A 17,090-nucleotide genomic window follows, 5' to 3' on the forward strand; every position below is an offset into this window, starting at 1 on the left:
CCGTTCTCCATGCCGGTGGCGCCGGTGGCCGGCCGGACCGGCGTCGGTGAGGACGCCCGGCCCGAGGAGGCCAGCGCGCCGGTGCCGAGCACCCCGCCGGCCGCGATGCCGGCGGCAGCGCCGAACGCCATGCCCGAGCCGCCGCCCGAGGCGCCGCCCGTCGCGGCCCCCGCGCCGGCCAGGCCGGCGCCCCCGGCAAGCGCGCCGCCGGTGAGCGGTTCGGCGCCCGCGAGCGAGGTGCCGGTGCCGACGAGCCCGCCGCCGGTGACCGGCGTGGTCGTCGTACCCGTGCCGTTGCCGCCGCTGCCGGTGTCGCCGGAACCGGTCGTCGGACCGTGCGCCGGGCTGCTGGGGGTGGACACCGTGGCGCCGCCGCCCGGACCGGCGATCCCGGTGCCGGGCGCGGACGCCGGGCTGCCCACCGACGGGCCGGCCTTGGTCGTGGCGCCGCTCCGGTCGGCCTCACCCGGCAGTCGCGGCGGCGGGGCCGGCGGGTCGACGACCCGGCCGTACGAGGCGGCCTCGTAGCCCGTGGCCAGGTTGGCCACCACCTGCACCATCCGCTGGTGGGCCTTCTCCTGCTCGGCCTTGTCCTGCTGATGGCCCAGGATGCCGCCGACGATCATGCCCGGCACGCCGAGGATCAGGCCCTTGGTCGCCCCGTCCACCGCCTTGTCGTGGTCGTCGGTGGCCTCCGGGCTCTCCGCCTCCCGCTGGGCGGTGCGCAGCTGGCCGGCCATCAGCGAGAGCGCCTGCCGCACCTCGGCTGTGCCCCCGGCCAGGTCGGACGAGTAGCGCACGACCAGGGAGAGCCGGTCGTGGAACTCCCGCGCGGCGTCGCCCGTCCAGGCCGGGGCCAACTTGTCCAGGTCGGCGCCGAGATCCCGGGCGAGGTTGTCGAGCGTGTCCCGCAGGGAACTCCACTGGCTGGCCAGGTTGTCGATCTGCTGCGGGTCGCCGGCGTGCACCGCGTCGTACAGCTCACGGTGGCTGACATGCTGATAGCGCTGGGTGTACTCAGACACGACGGTCCCCCCGCTCCTTGAGCGCCTCGTCCACCCCGTTGAGTGCGGCCTCGATGTCGGCGGCGTTCGCCGCGTTGCGCGCCTCGGTGGTGCGGTAGTTCGTCATGATCGTGTGGGTCGCCGTCCGGGACGCCTCGACGGCGCGGCGCAGCCGGGCGACCTGCTCGGCATAGCTCGCCTGGATCTCGCTGTAGCGGCGGGCGTTGCTGCTGGCATCGGTGAACGTGCCGAGCGCGGGCGGGGTGCACTGGAGCTCGGTGTTGAGCTTCTTCAGCGCCGCCTCCGCCTGGGCGAGCCGGTCCGCCAAACGCTGGTGAAAGTCCTCCAGGGACAGCACGTCGACTGTCGTACGCCCGGTCATGGCAGCATCCCCGTTGTCCATAGTCGATACGTCGGCCACGCCCAGGTTAGTCGACCGGCGCCAGCCGGGGCGACCCGTGGATCGACCGTCGGCACCCCTCAACCGCCCTGGGCCGGCGCTCCGGTGGCCGCCTTCGGCTGCGCTGACGGGGTGCCGGGGCCGTCGCCCGGGGCGAAGTAGGACAACGCGTCCCGCCGCTCCAGGGTCGGGCCGGTCGGGATCAGCGAGAGCAGCGACGCCGGCACGACCAGGGGCTTCACCCCGCCGTACCCGAGCGCGGTGGCCGCGTCGCCGGAGCGCTTCCCCAGCGGGTACCGCACCCCCTGTGGGCTGATCAGGTAGACCGTGGCGCCGGCCGCCGCCTCGGTGCCCTCGCCGGCGCCGGGGGCGGCCTGGACCAGCACGCCCTTGCCGCCCGGCAGCAGCACCTCCTCGGCCGTCTCGACGGCGTCGCGGGAGCCCTGCCGCACCGCCGTCGCGTCGTCGGCGCCGGCCAGCTCGGGCGGCGTCCGGTCGAAGACCTCCAGGGTGGTGGTCGGCGCACCGCCGGCCGGACCGGACCGGTAGCTGGCGCAGACCACCGTCTGCCCCGGGCGCACCGGATGCAGCGCGGGCAGCGCCTGCGGCATGCCGTCGGGCTCCACCCGCCGGTCGGCCAGCTCGCCCACCTGGTCCGGGCTGATGTCGGTGACCTGACCGCCGTCGCTCTGCAGCAGCAGGGCGCTCACCTCGCCGATGGAGACCAGGCCGTCGCGGGTCAGCACGTAGTGCTCGCCGGCGGCCCGGAACACCTGGCCGATCCGGGCCGGGCGGCCGCCGACCGAGCGGCTGCTCGGCGTGCCGTCGCCGTCGATGCCCAGCTCCCGCAGCGCCGGCCCCGCCGGGACCGCGTTGAGCAGCTGCGCGCCGACGTCGAGCGCGGTGGCGTTGGCCATCCGCAGCGCGGCCAGCGCCGGGTCCCCGCCGACGATCTGGAGCCGGGAGCCGCCGGTGAGCAGGAAGCGCTGCCCGTCACCGCGGACCAGCACCGCCCGGTCCGCCAGCGGCGTGCCGCCGGTCAACGGCCGGTCGATCACCACCCGGGTGGTCGACCGGCGGGAGTCGCCCGGGTCGGGCACGTCGCAGACCGACCAGGGGAGGCCGACCAGCGACTTGCGGTCCGGCAGGGCGTCGGGGGCGCCGACGATGCCGACGGTACGACCCCGGGGCCGGTCCTCGATCGACGCGCGCGACATCGTCCGGGTCGGCGGATCGGCCTCGTTGAGGATCAGCCGCGCCGAGGCGTAGTTCAACGTCGGGTGCAGCACCCCGTCGGCGAAGACGTAGGTGGCGCCGGTCTCCCGCTCGATGACCAGCGTGTTCGCCTCCAGCGGCGCGGTGTTCCCGGTGAACTGGCCGTACGCGCCGGCCCCGCCGAGCACGATCGCGGCGGTGAGCACGCTGCCGATCACGGCCATGCCCAGTCGCCGCATCGGCAGGTTGGTGGTCTCGGGGTCGCCGGAGAGCAGCGCGGAGACGATGCGGCGGGTGACGAAGCGGTACGCCTGCACCTGATCGCGGCGGGTCCGCATGATTGACCTCCGGCGGGGGTGGGTCCGCGACGATCAGGTCCGAACTCCGCCGCGGGCTTCCCTACGATAAGGGGCCACGGGCGGGTCATCGGGACCCCCGCCCGTCCTCCGGCACCGCACCGCCCCGCCGGATGCCCATGATGTCCAGAAGGGACGCTCACCGATGACGCAGCTCCAGGCGCCACCCGGTCGTACCCCCGCCGCCCCCGACGCCGCGGCGGACCGGCCGGTGGTGCCGGCCGACCGGCGCGGACGCGGCCGGATCGGGCCGGTCGCCGTCGGTCAGCTCGTCGTGCTGGAACTCTGCGCGCTCGCCGTCTGGGCCGCGTTGGGCGGGCCCGGCTGGGTGGTCGGGGTGGTCGGTGGCCTGGCCCTGTTCGCGACGGTGGCGTCGTTCGCCCGGCGCGGCGGCCGCTGGTGGTACGAGGACCTGCTGCTGCGCCGCCGGTTGGGCCGCCGCCGCGAGCAGGCCCGGGCGGCGGTCGCCCAGGGCGCCGTGGCCGACCCCCGGCTGGCGGCGCTCACCCCCGAACTCAACGTGATCGAACTCACCGAGCGGGGTACCCGGCTCGGCATCGGCCAGGACGGGCGCGGCTGGTTCGCCGCCGTGGCGTTGACCGGGCGGCCCGGCGCGCCGGCCGGTTCGATCGAGGCGTCCGTGGTGGACCGTGCCCTTGAGGTGCTCACCGACTTCGCCGGCCCGGTCACCCTCACCCAGGTCGTCTCGCACACCCTGGTCTGGTACCCGGCGCCGGGCGCGCCACCGGCCGCCCACCGGACGGTCTGGGTGGCGCTGCGCCTGTCCGTGCCGGACGCCCGCACCGAGACGGTGACCCGCGGCGGCGGGATGCGCGGCGTGCACCGCACGGTCGCGGCCGGCGTCGGACGGCTGGGCAAGGCGCTGAACGCGGCCGGGCTGAGCCACCGCGTGCTGGGCCGGGACGAGCTACGGGCGGCGGTGGTCTCCGCGGCGGGCCTCGACCTCGCCCCGGCGGCGCCCGCGGAGACCTGGACGGGCCTGCGCGGCGGCGGCTGGACGCAGCTCTGCCTGACCCTGCGCAAGCGGCCCGAGGCGTCGCTGGGCACCCTGGTGGAGGCGATCACCTCCACCTCGGCCCCGTCGCACACCGTGGCCGCGGTGGTGGTGCCGGGCGGCCGGCCGGTGCCGCCCCTGCTGCGCGTCGCCGCCATGGACGGCCACGTCGAGGCCCTGGTCAAGGTGGTCCGCGACATGGCCCGCCGGTGCGGCATCCCGGCCCGGCCGCTGGACGGCCAGCACGGGCCCGGGGTCTACGCCACCACGCCGGTCGCCACCGCGGCCGGCACGTTCAGGGTCGGAGATTGACGATCCAGCCGTAGAGCCCGCACACCCAGAACGCCAGCGGCACCAGCGAGACGATCAGCAGGATCTCGACGATGTCCAGGGTCCGGCCCCAGACCGGCGAGATCCGCTTGCCCGCCACGCTCAGGCCGTAGATCAGGCTGACCACGGCGGTCAGCAGCAGGCCGCCGAGGACCAGCCCGAGCCGGGTCACCAGCGAGCCGCCGGCGAAGGTGGCCGCCGCGGTCAGCGCCAGCCCGGCGGTGCCGGTGACGAGCACCGGGGTGCGCTGGGCGCGCCCGATGAACGGCCGGGCCCGCAGCAGCGACAGCAGCGCCAGCACCAGGCAGAGCAGCACCGCCGGCAGCCGGCCGTTGCCGGCCAGCACCACCTGGCTGCCCAGCACGAGCAGCGACACCGTCCACAGCAGCCCGGTGAGGAACGCGTCGGCGCGCTCGCTGAGCCGCAGCACCCGACGACCGTCGACCGTCTCGGTGTCGGTCTTCAGGTCGTCCGGGCCGGTGGGGATGGACGGCACGGGCAGCCGGGCCAACCGGTAGGCGGCCATCGGCAGCGCCGGCAGGGTCGCGAACGCGACGGTGGCGACGATCGCGGCGGCGGCCGCCGCGCCGATGCCGAAGGCCAGCGAGAGCAGCGCACCGAGGGCCACCGCCGCGCCGACCGCGACGGCCCCGAAGAACAGCGGCATCCGGTCGCCGACCGCGAGCGCGGCGATCGCGGCGAAGAACACCACGGCGGTACCGGCCAGCAGCACGTGCGGACTCGCCAGCTCGGTCAGCGTCCGGTCGCCGGCCAGCACCAGCAGGCCACCCACGGCGGCGTAGCCGAGGCCGGCCATGGCGAGCACCGAGCCGGTCCGGCTGTCGCCGGCCGCCCGGGACAGCACCGCCGCGCCCACCACCAGCACGACCGCCATCAGCAGGGCGGCCACCGCGCCGGGCAGCTGCGGCGGGCCGGCGAGCAGCGTGACGACCGCGCCGACCCCCAGCGTCACCGCCGCCAGCAGCACGGAGAACGTGCGGGTGGTGCCGACCTGCCAGGTGCCCGGGCGCTGGTTGGTCGCCGTCGCGACCGCGTCCACCACGTCGTCGAAGACGATCTCCGGGGCCGCCGCCGCGCGCGGGTTGAAGTAGAGCACCTCGCCGTCGCGGACCCCGAGCTGCGCGGCGGTCCGGCCGCCGTCGAGCGGCTGCCCGCCGAGCCGGGCCAGGCTCCAGCCACCGTGCCGTACGCCCTCGTCGGCGAGGTCCTCGCCGGCGTACCGCAGCAGGGTGGGGAGCAGGTCCGCCAGGGGCACGTCGGACGGCAGTGCCAAATCCATCCTCGTCCGGGGTGCCACGATGGTGATCCGGCTCAACCCGCCGGTCGCCGACTTCGTCGCCACTGTGGCCTCCTCGTGCTCTCTCAGATCCACCTCGGCCGGCGGCCTCGCCCCCGTGGGTCCACGACGCCCACGGGAGATTACCTACGATGGCGGGCACGTACGATGCCCACCCGACGACTCAGGTCGGTCGCGAAACCGCATCAGGGCCGCTTCTGGGGAGGAGACAGCCGTGAGCACCGTGGTGTTCCGCCGGCTTCCGCGTCAACCGGGGCCCGCGCTGCCGCGCGGCGAGGTGCTGCTGGAGTCCCCTCCGGAGCTGCCCGAACAGACGCCCCGAGGCATGGGCCAGCTGTTGATGATCCTGCCGATGGTGTGTGGGGTCGGCGCGATGGCGTTCCTCTACGCCGGCCGGGGTGGCGGCATGATGACGTACGTCGCCGGTGGCCTCTTCGGCGTGTCCATGTTGGGCATGGCGATCGGCTCGCTCGGCAACGGCGGCAACGACAAGGCCGAGCTGAACGCCGAGCGGCGCGACTACATGCGCTACCTGGCCCAGATGCGCAAGCGCACCCGGCGCGCCGCCGAGCAGCAGCGGGCCGCGATGACCTGGCGGCACCCGGAGCCGGACGCGCTCTGGTCGATCGCCGCGTCCCGGCGGATGTGGGAGCGGCGGATCACCGAGGACGACTTCGGTGAGGCCCGGATCGCCACCGGCCCGCAGCGCCTCGCCGTGGAGATCGTCCCGCCGGAGACCAAGCCGGTGGAGGACCTGGAGCCGATGAGCGCGATCGCGCTGCGCCGGTTCGTCCGGGCCCACTCCAGCGTGCCCGAGCTGCCCACCGCGCTCTCCCTGCGGGCGTTCAGCCGGATCGTGCTGCGCGGCGACCGCGAGCCGGTGCTGGACCTGACCCGGGCGGCGCTGGCCCAGTTGGCCACCTTCCACGCCCCCGACGACCTGATCCTCGCGGTGGTCGCCGCGCCCGACCGGCAGCAGGTGTGGGACTGGGTCAAGTGGCTGCCGCACGTCCACCACAGCGCGCGGACCGACGCCGCGGGCGCCCGTCGGCTGGTCTTCGCCAGCCTGGCCGAGGCCGAGGAGTCGCTCGCCGCCGAGCTGGCCGGGCGGCCCCGCTTCGCCCCGGAGGCCAAGCCGCTGACCAGCGCCCCGCACGTGGTGGTGGTGATCGACGGCGGTGAGGTGTCGGCGACCTGCCAACTGATGGGGCCGGGCCTGCTCGGCGCCACCACCATCGACCTCTCCGGCACCATCCCGCGCGACGCCGGCCGCTGGCTGCTCTGCCTGGACGCCGGTGACGGCGGCTCGCTGGAGCTGGTCCGGGGCGCCTCCAGCTCGCGGCTCGGCACGCCGGACCGGCTCAGCGCCGAGGCCGCCGAGGGGCTGGCCCGGCAGATCGCGCCGTACCGGCTCTCCCAGCAGCAGACCACCTCGGACGAGCCGCTGGCCCGCAGCATGGAGCTGCCCGACCTGCTCGGCGTCGGCGACGCGGCGGCGGTCGACGTGCAGCAGACCTGGCGGCCGCGCAGCCACCGCGACCGGCTGCGCATCCCGCTCGGCGTGGGCCCGGACGGCAACGTCGTCGAGCTGGACTTCAAGGAGTCCGCGCACGAGGGCATGGGCCCGCACGGCCTGGTGATCGGCGCGACCGGCTCCGGCAAGAGCGAGCTGCTGCGCACGATCGTCGGCGCGCTGGCGGTGACCCACTCGTCCGAGGAGCTCAACTTCGTCCTGGTCGACTTCAAGGGTGGCGCGACGTTCGCGTCGCTGGAGGCGTTGCCGCACACCAGCGCCGTGATCACCAACCTGGCCGACGAGCTGCCGCTGGTCGACCGGATGCGGGACGCGCTCGCCGGTGAGATGACCCGCCGGCAGGAGGTGCTGCGGGCCGCTGGCAACTACGTCTCCCGGTTCGACTACGAGAAGGCCCGGGCCGCCGGTGAGCCGCTCGCCCCGATGCCGAGCCTGCTCATCATCTGCGACGAGTTCAGCGAGCTGCTCGCCGCCAAGCCGGACTTCATCGACCTCTTCGTGATGATCGGCCGGCTGGGCCGGTCGCTCGGAGTGCACCTGCTGCTGGCCTCCCAGCGGTTGGAGGAGGGCAAGCTGCGCGGCCTCGACACCCACCTGTCGTACCGGATCGGTCTGCGGACCTTCTCGGCCGTGGAGAGCCGGATCGTGCTCGGCGTGCCCGACGCGTACGAGCTGCCGAACGCGCCCGGCCACGGCTATCTGAAGACCGACACCAGCACCATGCTGCGGTTCCGGGCGGCGTACGTGTCCGGGCCGTACCGGGCGCCGGGGGAGGGCCAGCGCTCGTCCCGGGCGCTGGTGCAGCGCCGGATCGTGCCGTACGGGGTGAACTTCGTGCCGGTGCAGGTCCCGCAGGCGCCGGTCGAGGTGGCCCCGGCCGAGGAGAAGCCGGCCGACGGCAAGGCCGTGGCGATGCTCGACGTGCTCATCGAGCGGCTCAAGGGCCGGGGCACCCCGGCCCACCAGGTGTGGCTGCCGCCGCTGTCCGAGCCGCCGAGCCTGTCCGAGCTGCTGCCGCCGCTGGCCGTCCACTCGACCTTCGGGCTCTGCACCGCGACCTGGCCGGGCCGGGGGCAGCTCACCGTCCCGGTCGGGGTGGTCGACCGCCCGTACGAGCAGCGCCGCGACCCGATGATGGTGGAGCTGGCCGGCGCGGGCGGCAACGTGGTCATCGTGGGCGCCTCGCTCAGCGGCAAGAGCACCCTGCTCCGCTCGATGATCGCCTCGCTGGCGCTCACCCACACCCCGCGCGAGGCGCAGTTCTTCTGCCTGGACTTCGGGGGTGGGGCGCTGCGCAGCCTGGACGGGCTGCCGCACGTCGCCGGGGTGGCCGGCCGCCGGGACACCGAGGCGGTGCGCCGCACGGTGGCCGAGGTGGTGGCGGTCCTGGACGACCGGGAGACCCGCTTCGCCCAGCACGGCATCGACTCCGTCGCCAGCTACCGCCGGCGTCGGGCGGCCGGCGAGTTCGCCGACGACCCGTTCGGCGACATCTTCCTGGTGGTGGACGGCTGGAACACGCTGCGCCAGGAGTACGAGGAGCTGGAGCAGACGATCACCAACCTGGCCAACCGTGGCCTGGGCTTCGGCGTGCACGTGGTGCTGACCGCGGTCCGCTGGGCGGAGATCCGGATCAACATGCGGGACCTGCTCGGCACCAAGCTGGAGCTGCGCCTGGGCGACGCCAACGAGTCGGAGATCGACCGGCGGGCCGCGGCGAACGTGCCGACCGGCGCGCCGGGGCGCGGCCTCACCCGGGACAAGCTGCACTTCCTCACCGCGGTCTCCCGGATCGACAACCGCCGCGACATCGAGGACCTGACCGAGGCGTCGGCCAAGCTGGCCCGGCACGTCGCGGACGCCTGGCCCGGCGCTCCGGCGCCCAAGGTGCGGCTGTTGCCGCGCAAGCTGCCCTTCACCGAGCTGGTCCGGGTCGCCGACCGGTCGGCGCCCGGCCTGCCGATCGGCGTCAACGAGGCGGCGCTCGCGCCGGTCCACCTCGACCTGGCGAACGAGCCGCACCTCACGATCTTCGGCGACGCGGAGTGCGGCAAGACCAACGTGCTGCGGCTGATCGCCCGGGGCATCACCGAGCGGTACACCCCGGCGCAGGCGCGGATCGTGATCGCCGACTACCGGCGCGGCCTGCTCGGCGCGGTCGAGGGCGACCACCTGCTCGACTATGCGCCGTCCAACCAGGTGTTCAGCCAGGGCCTCGGCTCGATCCGCAGCGCCCTGCAGAACCGGCTGCCCGGGCCGGACGTCACCACCGCCCAGCTGCGCGACCGCAGCTGGTGGAAGGGGCCGGACCTCTACATCCTGGTCGACGACTACGACCTGGTCGCCTCGGGCGGCAGCAACCCGCTCAGCGCGCTGCACGAGCTGCTGCCGCAGGCCCGCGACATCGGCCTGCACCTGATCATCACCCGCCGGGTCGGTGGCATCGCCCGGGCCCTCTACGAGCCGGTGCTGCAACGCCTGCGCGAGCTGGACTCGCCGGGCCTGCTGATGTCCGGCAACCGCGAGGAGGGGGCGGTCTTCGGCACGCTGCGCCCGAGCCCGCAGCCGCCGGGCCGGGGCACCCTGGTCCGCCGCCGGGACGGTCAGCAGCTGATCCAGACCGCCTGGGTCGAGCCGGTGTGAGCGGGATGACCGGCCTCGATCCGGTCATCCGACAGCTCAAACACGTCGGTCAATAGGTGGGAAGGGCTCGATGGGTGGCGACCGGTCCGTCCACAATGAGTCATGGTGTGTGCGGTCTCGCGCCCGGGCAGGGCTGCGCGCGCTGGACACGGTGGGCTACCGTCTCCTACGGAGTGTCCGTTGGTGGGGTGTTGGCCTTGCCGCGGGGGAGGGCGCGGCAGATTCCGCCGCCACAACATGACGGAAGGGTGTGAAGCATGGCGTTCGAGGTCGAAGCAGCGACTCTGCATACCGCCGCGAGTGACGTGCGGTCCACGCGCAGCGAGGTCGACGGCGAGCTGAAGAAGCTGTGGAACGTGGTCGACGACCTGGCCATCGCCTGGAAGGGACAGGCGTCCACGGGCTTCCAGTCGCTGATGAACCGCTGGAACGAGGACACGGTCAAGCTGCTGACGGCGATGGACAACATCGCCGACCTGCTCGACAAGTCGGGTACGACGCACCAGGTCAACGACGAAGAGCAGCAGCAGATGCTGGACAAGTTCCACTCTGCTCTCAACCCGTGATCCGCCGAGAAGAGCAGGGGAGGAAATCATGAGCATCAAGGTTGACTACGCAGTCCTCGAGAGCGCCAACCAGCAGATGCAGTCCATCTCGAAGACCATCGACGAGAAGCTGGACACGCTGCGGTCGATGCTGTCGAAGCTCCAGTGGGACGGCCAGGACCGGGCCGCCTACGAGCAGCACCAGGCGCAGTGGGACACCGCTGTGCGTGACATCAACCGCGTCCTGAACGAGATCGGCGGTGCGGTCGGCGTGGCGCGCGAGAACTACGTCTCCACCGAGATGAGCAACTCGAAGGTGTGGGGCTGAGATAATCGCCCCGTCGCGGCTCCGGTCCGGCTCGACCGGACCGGAGCCGCACTGCGTTGCGAGTCGTCGAGGTCCTGGGAGTGTCATGCGAACGCGGAAGAGTCTCCGGCTGGTGTTGAGGTCCACTGTGGCCGCGCTGGCCCTGGCGGTCGCCGCCGGAACGGTTCCACTGGCCCCGCCGGCCCCGGCCCGCGCGGCCGACACGGTACGCGGCCTCCAGTGGTACCTCGACGCGCTGAAGATCCCCCAGGCTCACAAGATCACCAAGGGTCGCGGCGTGGTCGTCGCCGTCCTCGACACCGGCGTCGAGCCCACCGTCCCGGACCTGCGCGGCCAGGTCCTCCCCGGGTATGCCACCGGCGCGGACGGGTCCGCGAAGGGCTGGGGCACCGACGACAAGATCGCGCATGGCACGGCCATGGCGGGCATCATCGCCGGGCGTGGTGGGGGAGAGATGCGCCAACTCGGCATCGCTCCCGAGGCCAGGATCCTGCCCGTCACGGTCGGTACCCGGCTCCAGGCCGACGACATCGCGAAGGGCATCCGCTGGGCGGTGGACCACGGCGCCGACGTGCTCAACATTTCGATGGGCAACAAGGAACCCGCGAAGCCGGCAGAGGTCGCGGCCGTCCGGTACGCCCTCGAGAAGAACGTCGTGGTCGTCGCCTCCGCCGGCAACGTCCACCAGGGCTACGTCGGCGTCGCCTCGCCGGCGGACATCCCCGGAGTGATCGCGGTGACCGGGCTGGGCAGGAACGGCTCGTTCTTCGGCGACAGCGTGCGGGGCCCGGAGTCCGTGCTGGCCGCGCCGCAGGAAGAAGTCATCGGACCGCTGCCCACCTCGGTGTCCGACAACGGCTATGGCGTCAGCAGCGGCACCAGCGAGTCGGGGGCGATCGTCTCCGGGGTGGCGGCGCTGGTCCGGGCGAAGTACCCGGACCTGGACGCGGCCAACGTGGTCAACCGGCTCATCCGCACCGCCCAGGACCGCGGTCCCGCCGGCCGGGACGACGAGTACGGGTTCGGGGCGGTGGACCCGGTGGCGGCGCTGACCCGCTCGGTGTCGAACGTGTCGAGCAACCCGCTGCTGGCCGGCGCGCCCACCGGAGGTGGCGGGGAGAAGCAGTCGCAACCCCTGCCGGAGCGGTCGAAGGACGAGGGTCCGATCGTCTCGTTCGGCGTGAAGAACGGCACCGGCGCGCTGATCCAGGGCGCGCTCTGCCTGCTGGTGCCGATCGCGGTGGCGATCCTGGTGATCGTGCTGGTGCGCCGATCCCGCCGCCGGCCGGCCGCGCCGACCGCCGGTCCCGGCTTCCCGCCGCCCGCCGGCCCGGGCTTCCCGCCGCCGCCCGGCCACCCGGTCTCCGCCGGCCACGCCGTGCCGCCGGGCGCCGTCCCGGGCGCCCGTGGCCCGTACCCGCCCGCGGCCCCGCACGGCGTACCCGGTCAGGTGCCGCCGCGCGCGCCGGGCGCCTACGGTCCGCCCGGTGCGGCACCCCAGGGTGCCCCCTGGCCGCATCCGGGGGCGACGCCCCCACCGCCGCCGGCCCCGCCGGCCCCCGGCGCGCACCACCAGTAAGCCAGAAAGTCTGATCGGCGACGGGGAGGAACCGATGACGGACGACAGGACGCAGCAGTCGGACAGGGTCGAGATCGACACGCCCAACGTCCCGGTGGCACCCACCATCACGCCGTTCGTCTATTACGACGGCGTCTCGCTGGACAACGTCAACAAGGCCCACCGACCGACGCACCTGACACCCGCGCCTGGCGGCGCGGGCGCCAAGACCGAGTGGGACGCCTCGACCCTCGACAAGGCCATCACGTGGCTCGACGACCACGCCGATTTCCTCAACCAGCAGTCGTACAAGATGGAAGAGGACATCCGGAAGTGGATGCGCAACGCCACCGGGGCGGCGGCGGTCGGCGGCGGCGGTGAGAAGAGCCCGCTCGGCAGCTTCGAGCGGGCCAACGCCCTCGCCACCAAGCACGCCGGCCTCTACGACAGCACCCAGACCAGGCTCCGGGAGCTCGCCCGTGAGCTCTGGAAGGCCGCCAACGCGCTCCGGACGGTCAAGGAGAATTACGACACGGCCGATGAGCGCAACCGGATGAACGCCAACCAGATGCAGAACGCCATCAACAGCGCGTCCAGCCGCGCCGGGAAGAACTGAGTCGGGGGAGGCGGCAGATGCCGAGTTGGGAAGAGATGTGCCAGCAGATCGTCATCGACGGCCGGCCCGGTGACGTCACCAGCGCCGCCTTCGGCTGGGAGCAGCTGCTGAAGAATTTGAACACGGTCAAGCAGAACCTCGAGACGAACGTCAAGGACCTCGGCGAGACCTGGAAGGGCCCGGCGTACGAGGCGTTCAAGACGCACATCGAGGGGCTCGCGAAGAGCACCGGCGAGGTGGTCGCGGACGCCGAGAGCCGGGGCGGCATCGTGCACTCGTTGAAGGACGCCGCGGACAAGCTCAGCGCCGCGCAGGCCGAGTTCCCGATCCCGGCGAGCTGCGTCAACGACGTGCTGGAGGCCCGCAACGGGCGGATCTCGATCAGCGCCGGCTTCTTCGAGATGAAGGTCAAGCCGGACTTCCTCGGCCTGGCCGACCCGATCAGCTCGATGGTCGACTGGTTCAACGACAAGACTGACGACGCCAACCGGGTCTACGGGCAGGTCAGCAGCCACTACCTGGCGATCGACGAGAGCCTGGACGCGCCGACCAGCACCGCTCCGTCGACAATCCACGACGGCTTCGAGAAGCCGGACCTCGGCGGGGGCGGTGGCGGAGGCGGCGGGGGCGGCGTGCCGGACATCGGGGGTGCGCCCTCCACCGGCGGCCTCGGCGGCAGCCCCTCCATGGGCGGCGTCGGCTCGCCCCCGGGCATCGGCACCGGCGGACCGGGCATCGGCACCGGCACCCACCCGGACCTCTCCTCCGGCACCGGCGGCTACCCGGGCGGCGGCGGCACCGGCAGCCTCGGTGACGAGTACGGCAGCGGTCTGGCCGGTGCCGGCGGCGTCGGCACCCTGCCCAACTCGGGCCTCGGCGGCGGTGGCCTGCCCAGCACCACCGGCCTCGGCTCCGGCGGCGGTCTCGGCGGTGGCAGCGGCCTCGGCGGCGCCGGCGGCATGATCCCCGGCGGCGGCTCCCTCGGCAAGGCGGTGAGCACCGGCATGCCCGGGATGATGGGCGGCGCGGGCGGTGCGGGCGCCGGCCGGGGTGCGGGCCGTGGTGCGGGCCGGCTCGGCGGCGGCATGGGCGGAATGGCCGGCGGCATGGGTGGTGCGGCCGGTCGTGGCGGTGCCGGCAAGGCCGCGGCCGGCGGCGTCCGCGGCGGTGCCGGGGTCAAGGGCGGCATGGCCGGCATGGGCGGCGGCCACGGCGCCGGCTACGGCGAGGAGGAGGCTCCCCGCAACACGTGGCTGGAGGAGGACGAGGACGTCTGGGGTGCGGACGGCGGTGCCGCGCCCGGCATCCTGCGCTGAGCCTCGACAGGGAGCGCCGTCCACGGTCACGTGGGCGGCGCTCCGCCGTTGGCGGTGCCTTCCGCCGTTCGTGGGGCGCTGCGCCGTTCGTGGGCCGCTCCGCCGCTGAACGGGCGCTCCGCCGTTCGTGGGGCGCGCGTCGGCGGCGGCCGGTCAGGCGTCGACGGTCTCGGCGCGGCGGCCGGGCCGCCACTTCCGCCGGCGACCCAGGGCCACGATCGGTCGGGCCGCCAGCAGCGCCAGGGCGAGCACTCCAGCGGCCCCTGCGACCCAGAGCGCCACGGTGCGCTGCCAGCCCAGCGGGTCCTTTTCCGCACCGGGTGGCGGCATGGCCCCGACGGCGGGGTCGGTCCGGGTGCCGAGCAAGCTGGTCAGCGCCCGGTACGGGTTCACGACCCCGTACCCGAGCTCGGGGTTGTGCCCCTCGGGCGGGTTGTCGGCGGTGCGGGTGAGCCGGTAGGCGACCTGTTCCGGCGTGAGGTCGGGCCGGGCGGCGCGGATCAGCGCCGCCGCGCCCGAGACGTACGCGGCGGCGAAGCTGGTGCCGCCCTGCGGCTCGGCGAGGTAGCCCTGGCCGCCCGGGGCGGGGCCGACGATGTCCAGCCCGGGCGCGGCGATGTCCACATAGTTGCCGCTGACCGAGCTGCCGACGTGACCGCCCTCCCGGTCGACTCCGGCGACCGCGATCACCCCCGGGTACGCGGCCGGGTACGCCGGCAGGTCCTGCTGCTCCTGCCGCCGGTTGCCGGCGGCGGCCACCACCACGACGCCCTTGCCGAGCGCGTAGTCGACGGCCTGGGCGAGCTTCGGGTGGTCCACCGTGACCAGCGACAGGTTGATCACCTGGACGTCCTGGTCGGTCGACCAGCGGATCGCGTCGGCGATCTGCAGGGGCAGGCCGGGGTCGTTGGTGCGCTGGGTGTCGGGCAGCACCCGGACCGGCAGGATCCGGGCCGCGGGCGCGATACCGCTGTACGGGGCTCCGGTGTCGTCCCGCCCGGCGATGATCCCGGCCACGATGGTGCCGTGGCCGGCCAGGTCGCACCGGCCCTGCATCGACGCCAGGCCGTTGAAGTCGCGGCCCTCGCGTACCTGCCCCTTGAGCAGTGCATGGGTGGGGGAGACGCCGGAGTCGATGACCGCCACGGTGACCCGCTCGCCCCGGGTGATCCGCCAGGCCGACGCCGGGTCGAGCCGGCGCAGCGCCCACGGTGTCTCGGCGGGGGCGACCCCGCCGGCCGGGCCGGGGCAGTTCGGGGCCGCCACGGCCGGTGCCGGCGGCACCACGAGCGAGGCGAGCAGGGCCGCCATCACTCCACCGAGGACCGTCCGGAATGGACGCCCGGAGGTCTCGGTCAGCGCCGTCCCAGTCGGCCGGAAGCTCTCGCGCACGCGCTGAGATTACCGCCGCCGCGCCCGGTACGGGGCGACGGGCGGTCCGGACCTCCAGGCGCCCTGCGCCCGACGTGGCGTGCTGACGAGGCAGCCGGACGGGCGCCGGCGGTCGCGCCGTGGTCGCGCCGTGGTCGCGCCGTGGTCGACAGGCCCGACGTCCGGGGAGCCGGCGGTCGGTCGGGCCGGTGGTCGCGCCGTGGTCGCCCGGACCGGTGCCGGGGCGGGTCGGCGAGCGCCGCGCGGTCGGCGCGCAGTGCTGAGCGGTCGTCAGGAGGTGGACTCGGTGCGCTCGCCGGTGAAGAGGGCGAGCAGGTCACCCACCTGGCGGTCGGACTCGGCCGGATGCCGGAAGTGGCCGCGCGGGTTGACCGTGTACTCGTTGCGCCGGCCCACCCGGGTGCGGTGGAGGTAGCCGCCGGCCTCCAGGTCGGCGACGATCGCCTGCGCGGCGCGCTCGGTCACCCCGACCTCCTCGGCGACGTCCCGCAGTCGGGCGGTGGGGTTGCGGGCGATGGCGAGCAGCACGTGCGCGTGGTTGGTGAGGAACGTCCAGTTCCGGGTGCTCCCGTTCTGCGCAGTCGTCGCCATGCCCGTCATGGTATGGCCAGCCCGCCGGCATTTCCGCCCTGGCCTCCGCGCACCCGGAGCCGCCCGGGCGCGGCCCGGGGACACGGCGGCGAAACACGCTGCGCACGTCCCGGTAATGTATGAAATCCGTATCACGTATACCTTGACGTATCTTTCGCTGCGTGTGACGGTGGGCTGCGAGGCCGCCTCCGTCGCCGGCCGGGTGTGACCAGGCCGATCTCGCGAGGGACCGAGGTGAGGCAATGACCCTGACCGATCCGACGCAGGCGCTCGCCGAGCTGCACGCCGGCAACCGGCGCTTCGTGACGGGCGCGCAGCGCCACCCCAACCAGGACTCGCTGCACCGGGCGGCGGTCGCCGACGGCCAGCACCCGTTCGCGGTGATCGTCGGCTGCTCCGACTCCCGCCTGGCCGCCGAGATCATTTTCGACCGGGGCCTGGGTGACCTCTTCGTGGTGCGTACCGCCGGGCACACCGCCGGCCCCGAGGTGCTCGGCAGCGTCGAGTACGCGGTGAGTGTCCTGGGCACCCCACTGGTGGTGGTGCTCGGCCACGACTCCTGCGGGGCGGTGCAGGCCGCCCGGGACGCCGCGCGGACCGGCACGCCGCCGGTCGGGCACCTGCGGGCGGTGGTGGACGCGGTGGCGCTCAGCCTCCGACGGGCCACGGAGCAGGGCGTCGACGACGTCGACGGGATCGTCGACATCCACATCGCGCAGACCGTCGAGGCGCTGCTGGGCAACTCCGCCGTACTGGCCGCCGCGGTCGCCGAGGGGCGGTGCGCGGTGGTCGGCATGTCGTACCGGCTGGCCGCCGGTGAGGTGCGGACGGTGGCCGCGGTGCCGAGCGTCGTGCCGGCCCAGGCCGGCGATCGGGCGACCGCCGTCGCCGGCTGAAACCCCCCGCACGCGACGAGGGCCGCCCCACCG

The 17,090-nt window shown here is 74.2% G+C and carries 14 protein-coding genes; 8 read left to right on the forward strand and 6 right to left on the reverse strand.

Features of this window, described 5'->3' with window-relative positions; genetic code table 11:
* The 3 genes from KBX37_RS05735 to eccB all read right to left on the reverse strand — a co-directional run.
* On the reverse strand, nucleotides 1–1,025 hold a 1,025-nt coding region (locus tag KBX37_RS05735), incomplete at its 3' end, for a WXG100 family type VII secretion target (protein ID WP_210774880.1).
* Complete coding sequence (locus KBX37_RS05740; protein WP_210774881.1) at nucleotides 1,018–1,386, reverse strand: hypothetical protein; 369 nt, start codon at nucleotides 1,384–1,386, stop codon at nucleotides 1,018–1,020. The genes KBX37_RS05740 and KBX37_RS05735, both read right to left, overlap by 8 nt.
* A gap of 98 nt (nucleotides 1,387–1,484) precedes the next feature.
* A complete protein-coding gene (eccB, locus tag KBX37_RS05745; RefSeq protein WP_210774882.1) occupies nucleotides 1,485–2,957 on the reverse strand; it encodes a type VII secretion protein EccB in 1,473 nt (490 codons plus the stop codon).
* 163 nt (nucleotides 2,958–3,120) lie between these two features.
* On the opposite strand from eccB, the gene KBX37_RS05750 reads away from it, so the two are divergent.
* The gene (locus tag KBX37_RS05750) at nucleotides 3,121–4,302 is read left to right on the forward strand and encodes a type VII secretion protein EccE (RefSeq protein ID WP_210774883.1); all 1,182 of its coding nucleotides are present in this window, start codon (nucleotides 3,121–3,123) and stop codon (nucleotides 4,300–4,302) included.
* Here the strand turns inward: KBX37_RS05750 and eccD are convergent.
* Nucleotides 4,286–5,683 (reverse strand): type VII secretion integral membrane protein EccD, encoded by a 1,398-nt coding sequence (gene eccD, locus KBX37_RS05755; protein ID WP_210774884.1) that lies wholly within the window; start codon nucleotides 5,681–5,683, stop codon nucleotides 4,286–4,288. The genes KBX37_RS05750 and eccD overlap by 17 nt on opposite strands.
* 169 nt (nucleotides 5,684–5,852) lie before the next feature.
* On the opposite strand from eccD, the gene eccCa reads away from it, so the two are divergent.
* The 6 genes from eccCa (at nucleotide 5,853) to KBX37_RS05785 (ending at nucleotide 14,178) form a co-directional block, all read left to right on the forward strand.
* On the forward strand, nucleotides 5,853–9,815 hold the full coding sequence (eccCa, locus tag KBX37_RS05760; RefSeq protein WP_210774885.1) for a type VII secretion protein EccCa: 3,963 nt from the start codon (nucleotides 5,853–5,855) through the stop codon (nucleotides 9,813–9,815).
* A gap of 257 nt (nucleotides 9,816–10,072) precedes the next feature.
* Entirely contained in the window at nucleotides 10,073–10,381 is a 309-nt protein-coding gene (locus KBX37_RS05765) for a WXG100 family type VII secretion target (RefSeq protein ID WP_088964212.1), read from the forward strand.
* Nucleotides 10,382–10,409: 28 nt separating this feature from the next.
* Complete coding sequence (locus tag KBX37_RS05770; RefSeq protein ID WP_088964211.1) at nucleotides 10,410–10,688, forward strand: WXG100 family type VII secretion target; 279 nt, start codon at nucleotides 10,410–10,412, stop codon at nucleotides 10,686–10,688.
* Nucleotides 10,689–10,800: 112 nt separating this feature from the next.
* Nucleotides 10,801–12,267: a S8 family serine peptidase gene (locus KBX37_RS05775; RefSeq protein ID WP_210774886.1), complete on the forward strand. Its 1,467-nt coding sequence runs from the start codon at nucleotides 10,801–10,803 to the stop codon at nucleotides 12,265–12,267.
* A 34-nt stretch (nucleotides 12,268–12,301) separates the two neighbouring features.
* Nucleotides 12,302–12,862, forward strand: a complete 561-nt coding sequence (locus KBX37_RS05780; RefSeq protein ID WP_210774887.1) for a hypothetical protein — start codon at nucleotides 12,302–12,304, stop codon at nucleotides 12,860–12,862.
* Nucleotides 12,863–12,879: 17 nt separating this feature from the next.
* Nucleotides 12,880–14,178 (forward strand): WXG100 family type VII secretion target, encoded by a 1,299-nt coding sequence (locus tag KBX37_RS05785; protein WP_210774888.1) that lies wholly within the window; start codon nucleotides 12,880–12,882, stop codon nucleotides 14,176–14,178.
* 153 nt (nucleotides 14,179–14,331) lie between these two features.
* On the opposite strand, the gene mycP is transcribed toward KBX37_RS05785, so the two are convergent.
* Together mycP and KBX37_RS05795 are read right to left on the reverse strand one after the other, a co-directional pair.
* Nucleotides 14,332–15,570: a type VII secretion-associated serine protease mycosin gene (gene mycP, locus KBX37_RS05790; protein WP_307848967.1), complete on the reverse strand. Its 1,239-nt coding sequence runs from the start codon at nucleotides 15,568–15,570 to the stop codon at nucleotides 14,332–14,334.
* A gap of 270 nt (nucleotides 15,571–15,840) precedes the next feature.
* The gene (locus KBX37_RS05795; protein WP_210774889.1) at nucleotides 15,841–16,170 is read right to left on the reverse strand and encodes a helix-turn-helix domain-containing protein; all 330 of its coding nucleotides are present in this window, start codon (nucleotides 16,168–16,170) and stop codon (nucleotides 15,841–15,843) included.
* Nucleotides 16,171–16,403: 233 nt separating this feature from the next.
* On the opposite strand from KBX37_RS05795, the gene KBX37_RS05800 reads away from it, so the two are divergent.
* A complete protein-coding gene (locus KBX37_RS05800; RefSeq protein ID WP_210774890.1) occupies nucleotides 16,404–17,057 on the forward strand; it encodes a carbonic anhydrase in 654 nt (217 codons plus the stop codon).
* Nucleotides 17,058–17,090: the final 33 nt, after the last annotated feature.

Source organism: Micromonospora sp. U56, assembly GCF_018070095.1.
GTDB classification, from domain to species: Bacteria; Actinomycetota; Actinomycetes; order Mycobacteriales; family Micromonosporaceae; genus Micromonospora; species Micromonospora purpureochromogenes.

Bases quoted from the DNA above. Each gene is read 5' to 3' on its own strand.
- KBX37_RS05795 (WP_210774889.1), bottom strand. From the start codon at position 16,170: ATGACGGGCATGGCGACGACTGCGCAGAACGGGAGCACCCGGAACTGG.
- KBX37_RS05750 (WP_210774883.1), top strand. From the start codon at position 3,121: ATGACGCAGCTCCAGGCGCCACCCGGTCGTACCCCCGCCGCCCCCGAC.
- KBX37_RS05765 (WP_088964212.1), top strand. From the start codon at position 10,073: ATGGCGTTCGAGGTCGAAGCAGCGACTCTGCATACCGCCGCGAGTGAC.
- KBX37_RS05785 (WP_210774888.1), top strand. From the start codon at position 12,880: ATGCCGAGTTGGGAAGAGATGTGCCAGCAGATCGTCATCGACGGCCGG.
- KBX37_RS05740 (WP_210774881.1), bottom strand. From the start codon at position 1,386: ATGACCGGGCGTACGACAGTCGACGTGCTGTCCCTGGAGGACTTTCAC.
- eccB (WP_210774882.1), bottom strand. From the start codon at position 2,957: ATGCGGACCCGCCGCGATCAGGTGCAGGCGTACCGCTTCGTCACCCGC.
- KBX37_RS05770 (WP_088964211.1), top strand. From the start codon at position 10,410: ATGAGCATCAAGGTTGACTACGCAGTCCTCGAGAGCGCCAACCAGCAG.
- KBX37_RS05800 (WP_210774890.1), top strand. From the start codon at position 16,404: ATGACCCTGACCGATCCGACGCAGGCGCTCGCCGAGCTGCACGCCGGC.
- KBX37_RS05780 (WP_210774887.1), top strand. From the start codon at position 12,302: ATGACGGACGACAGGACGCAGCAGTCGGACAGGGTCGAGATCGACACG.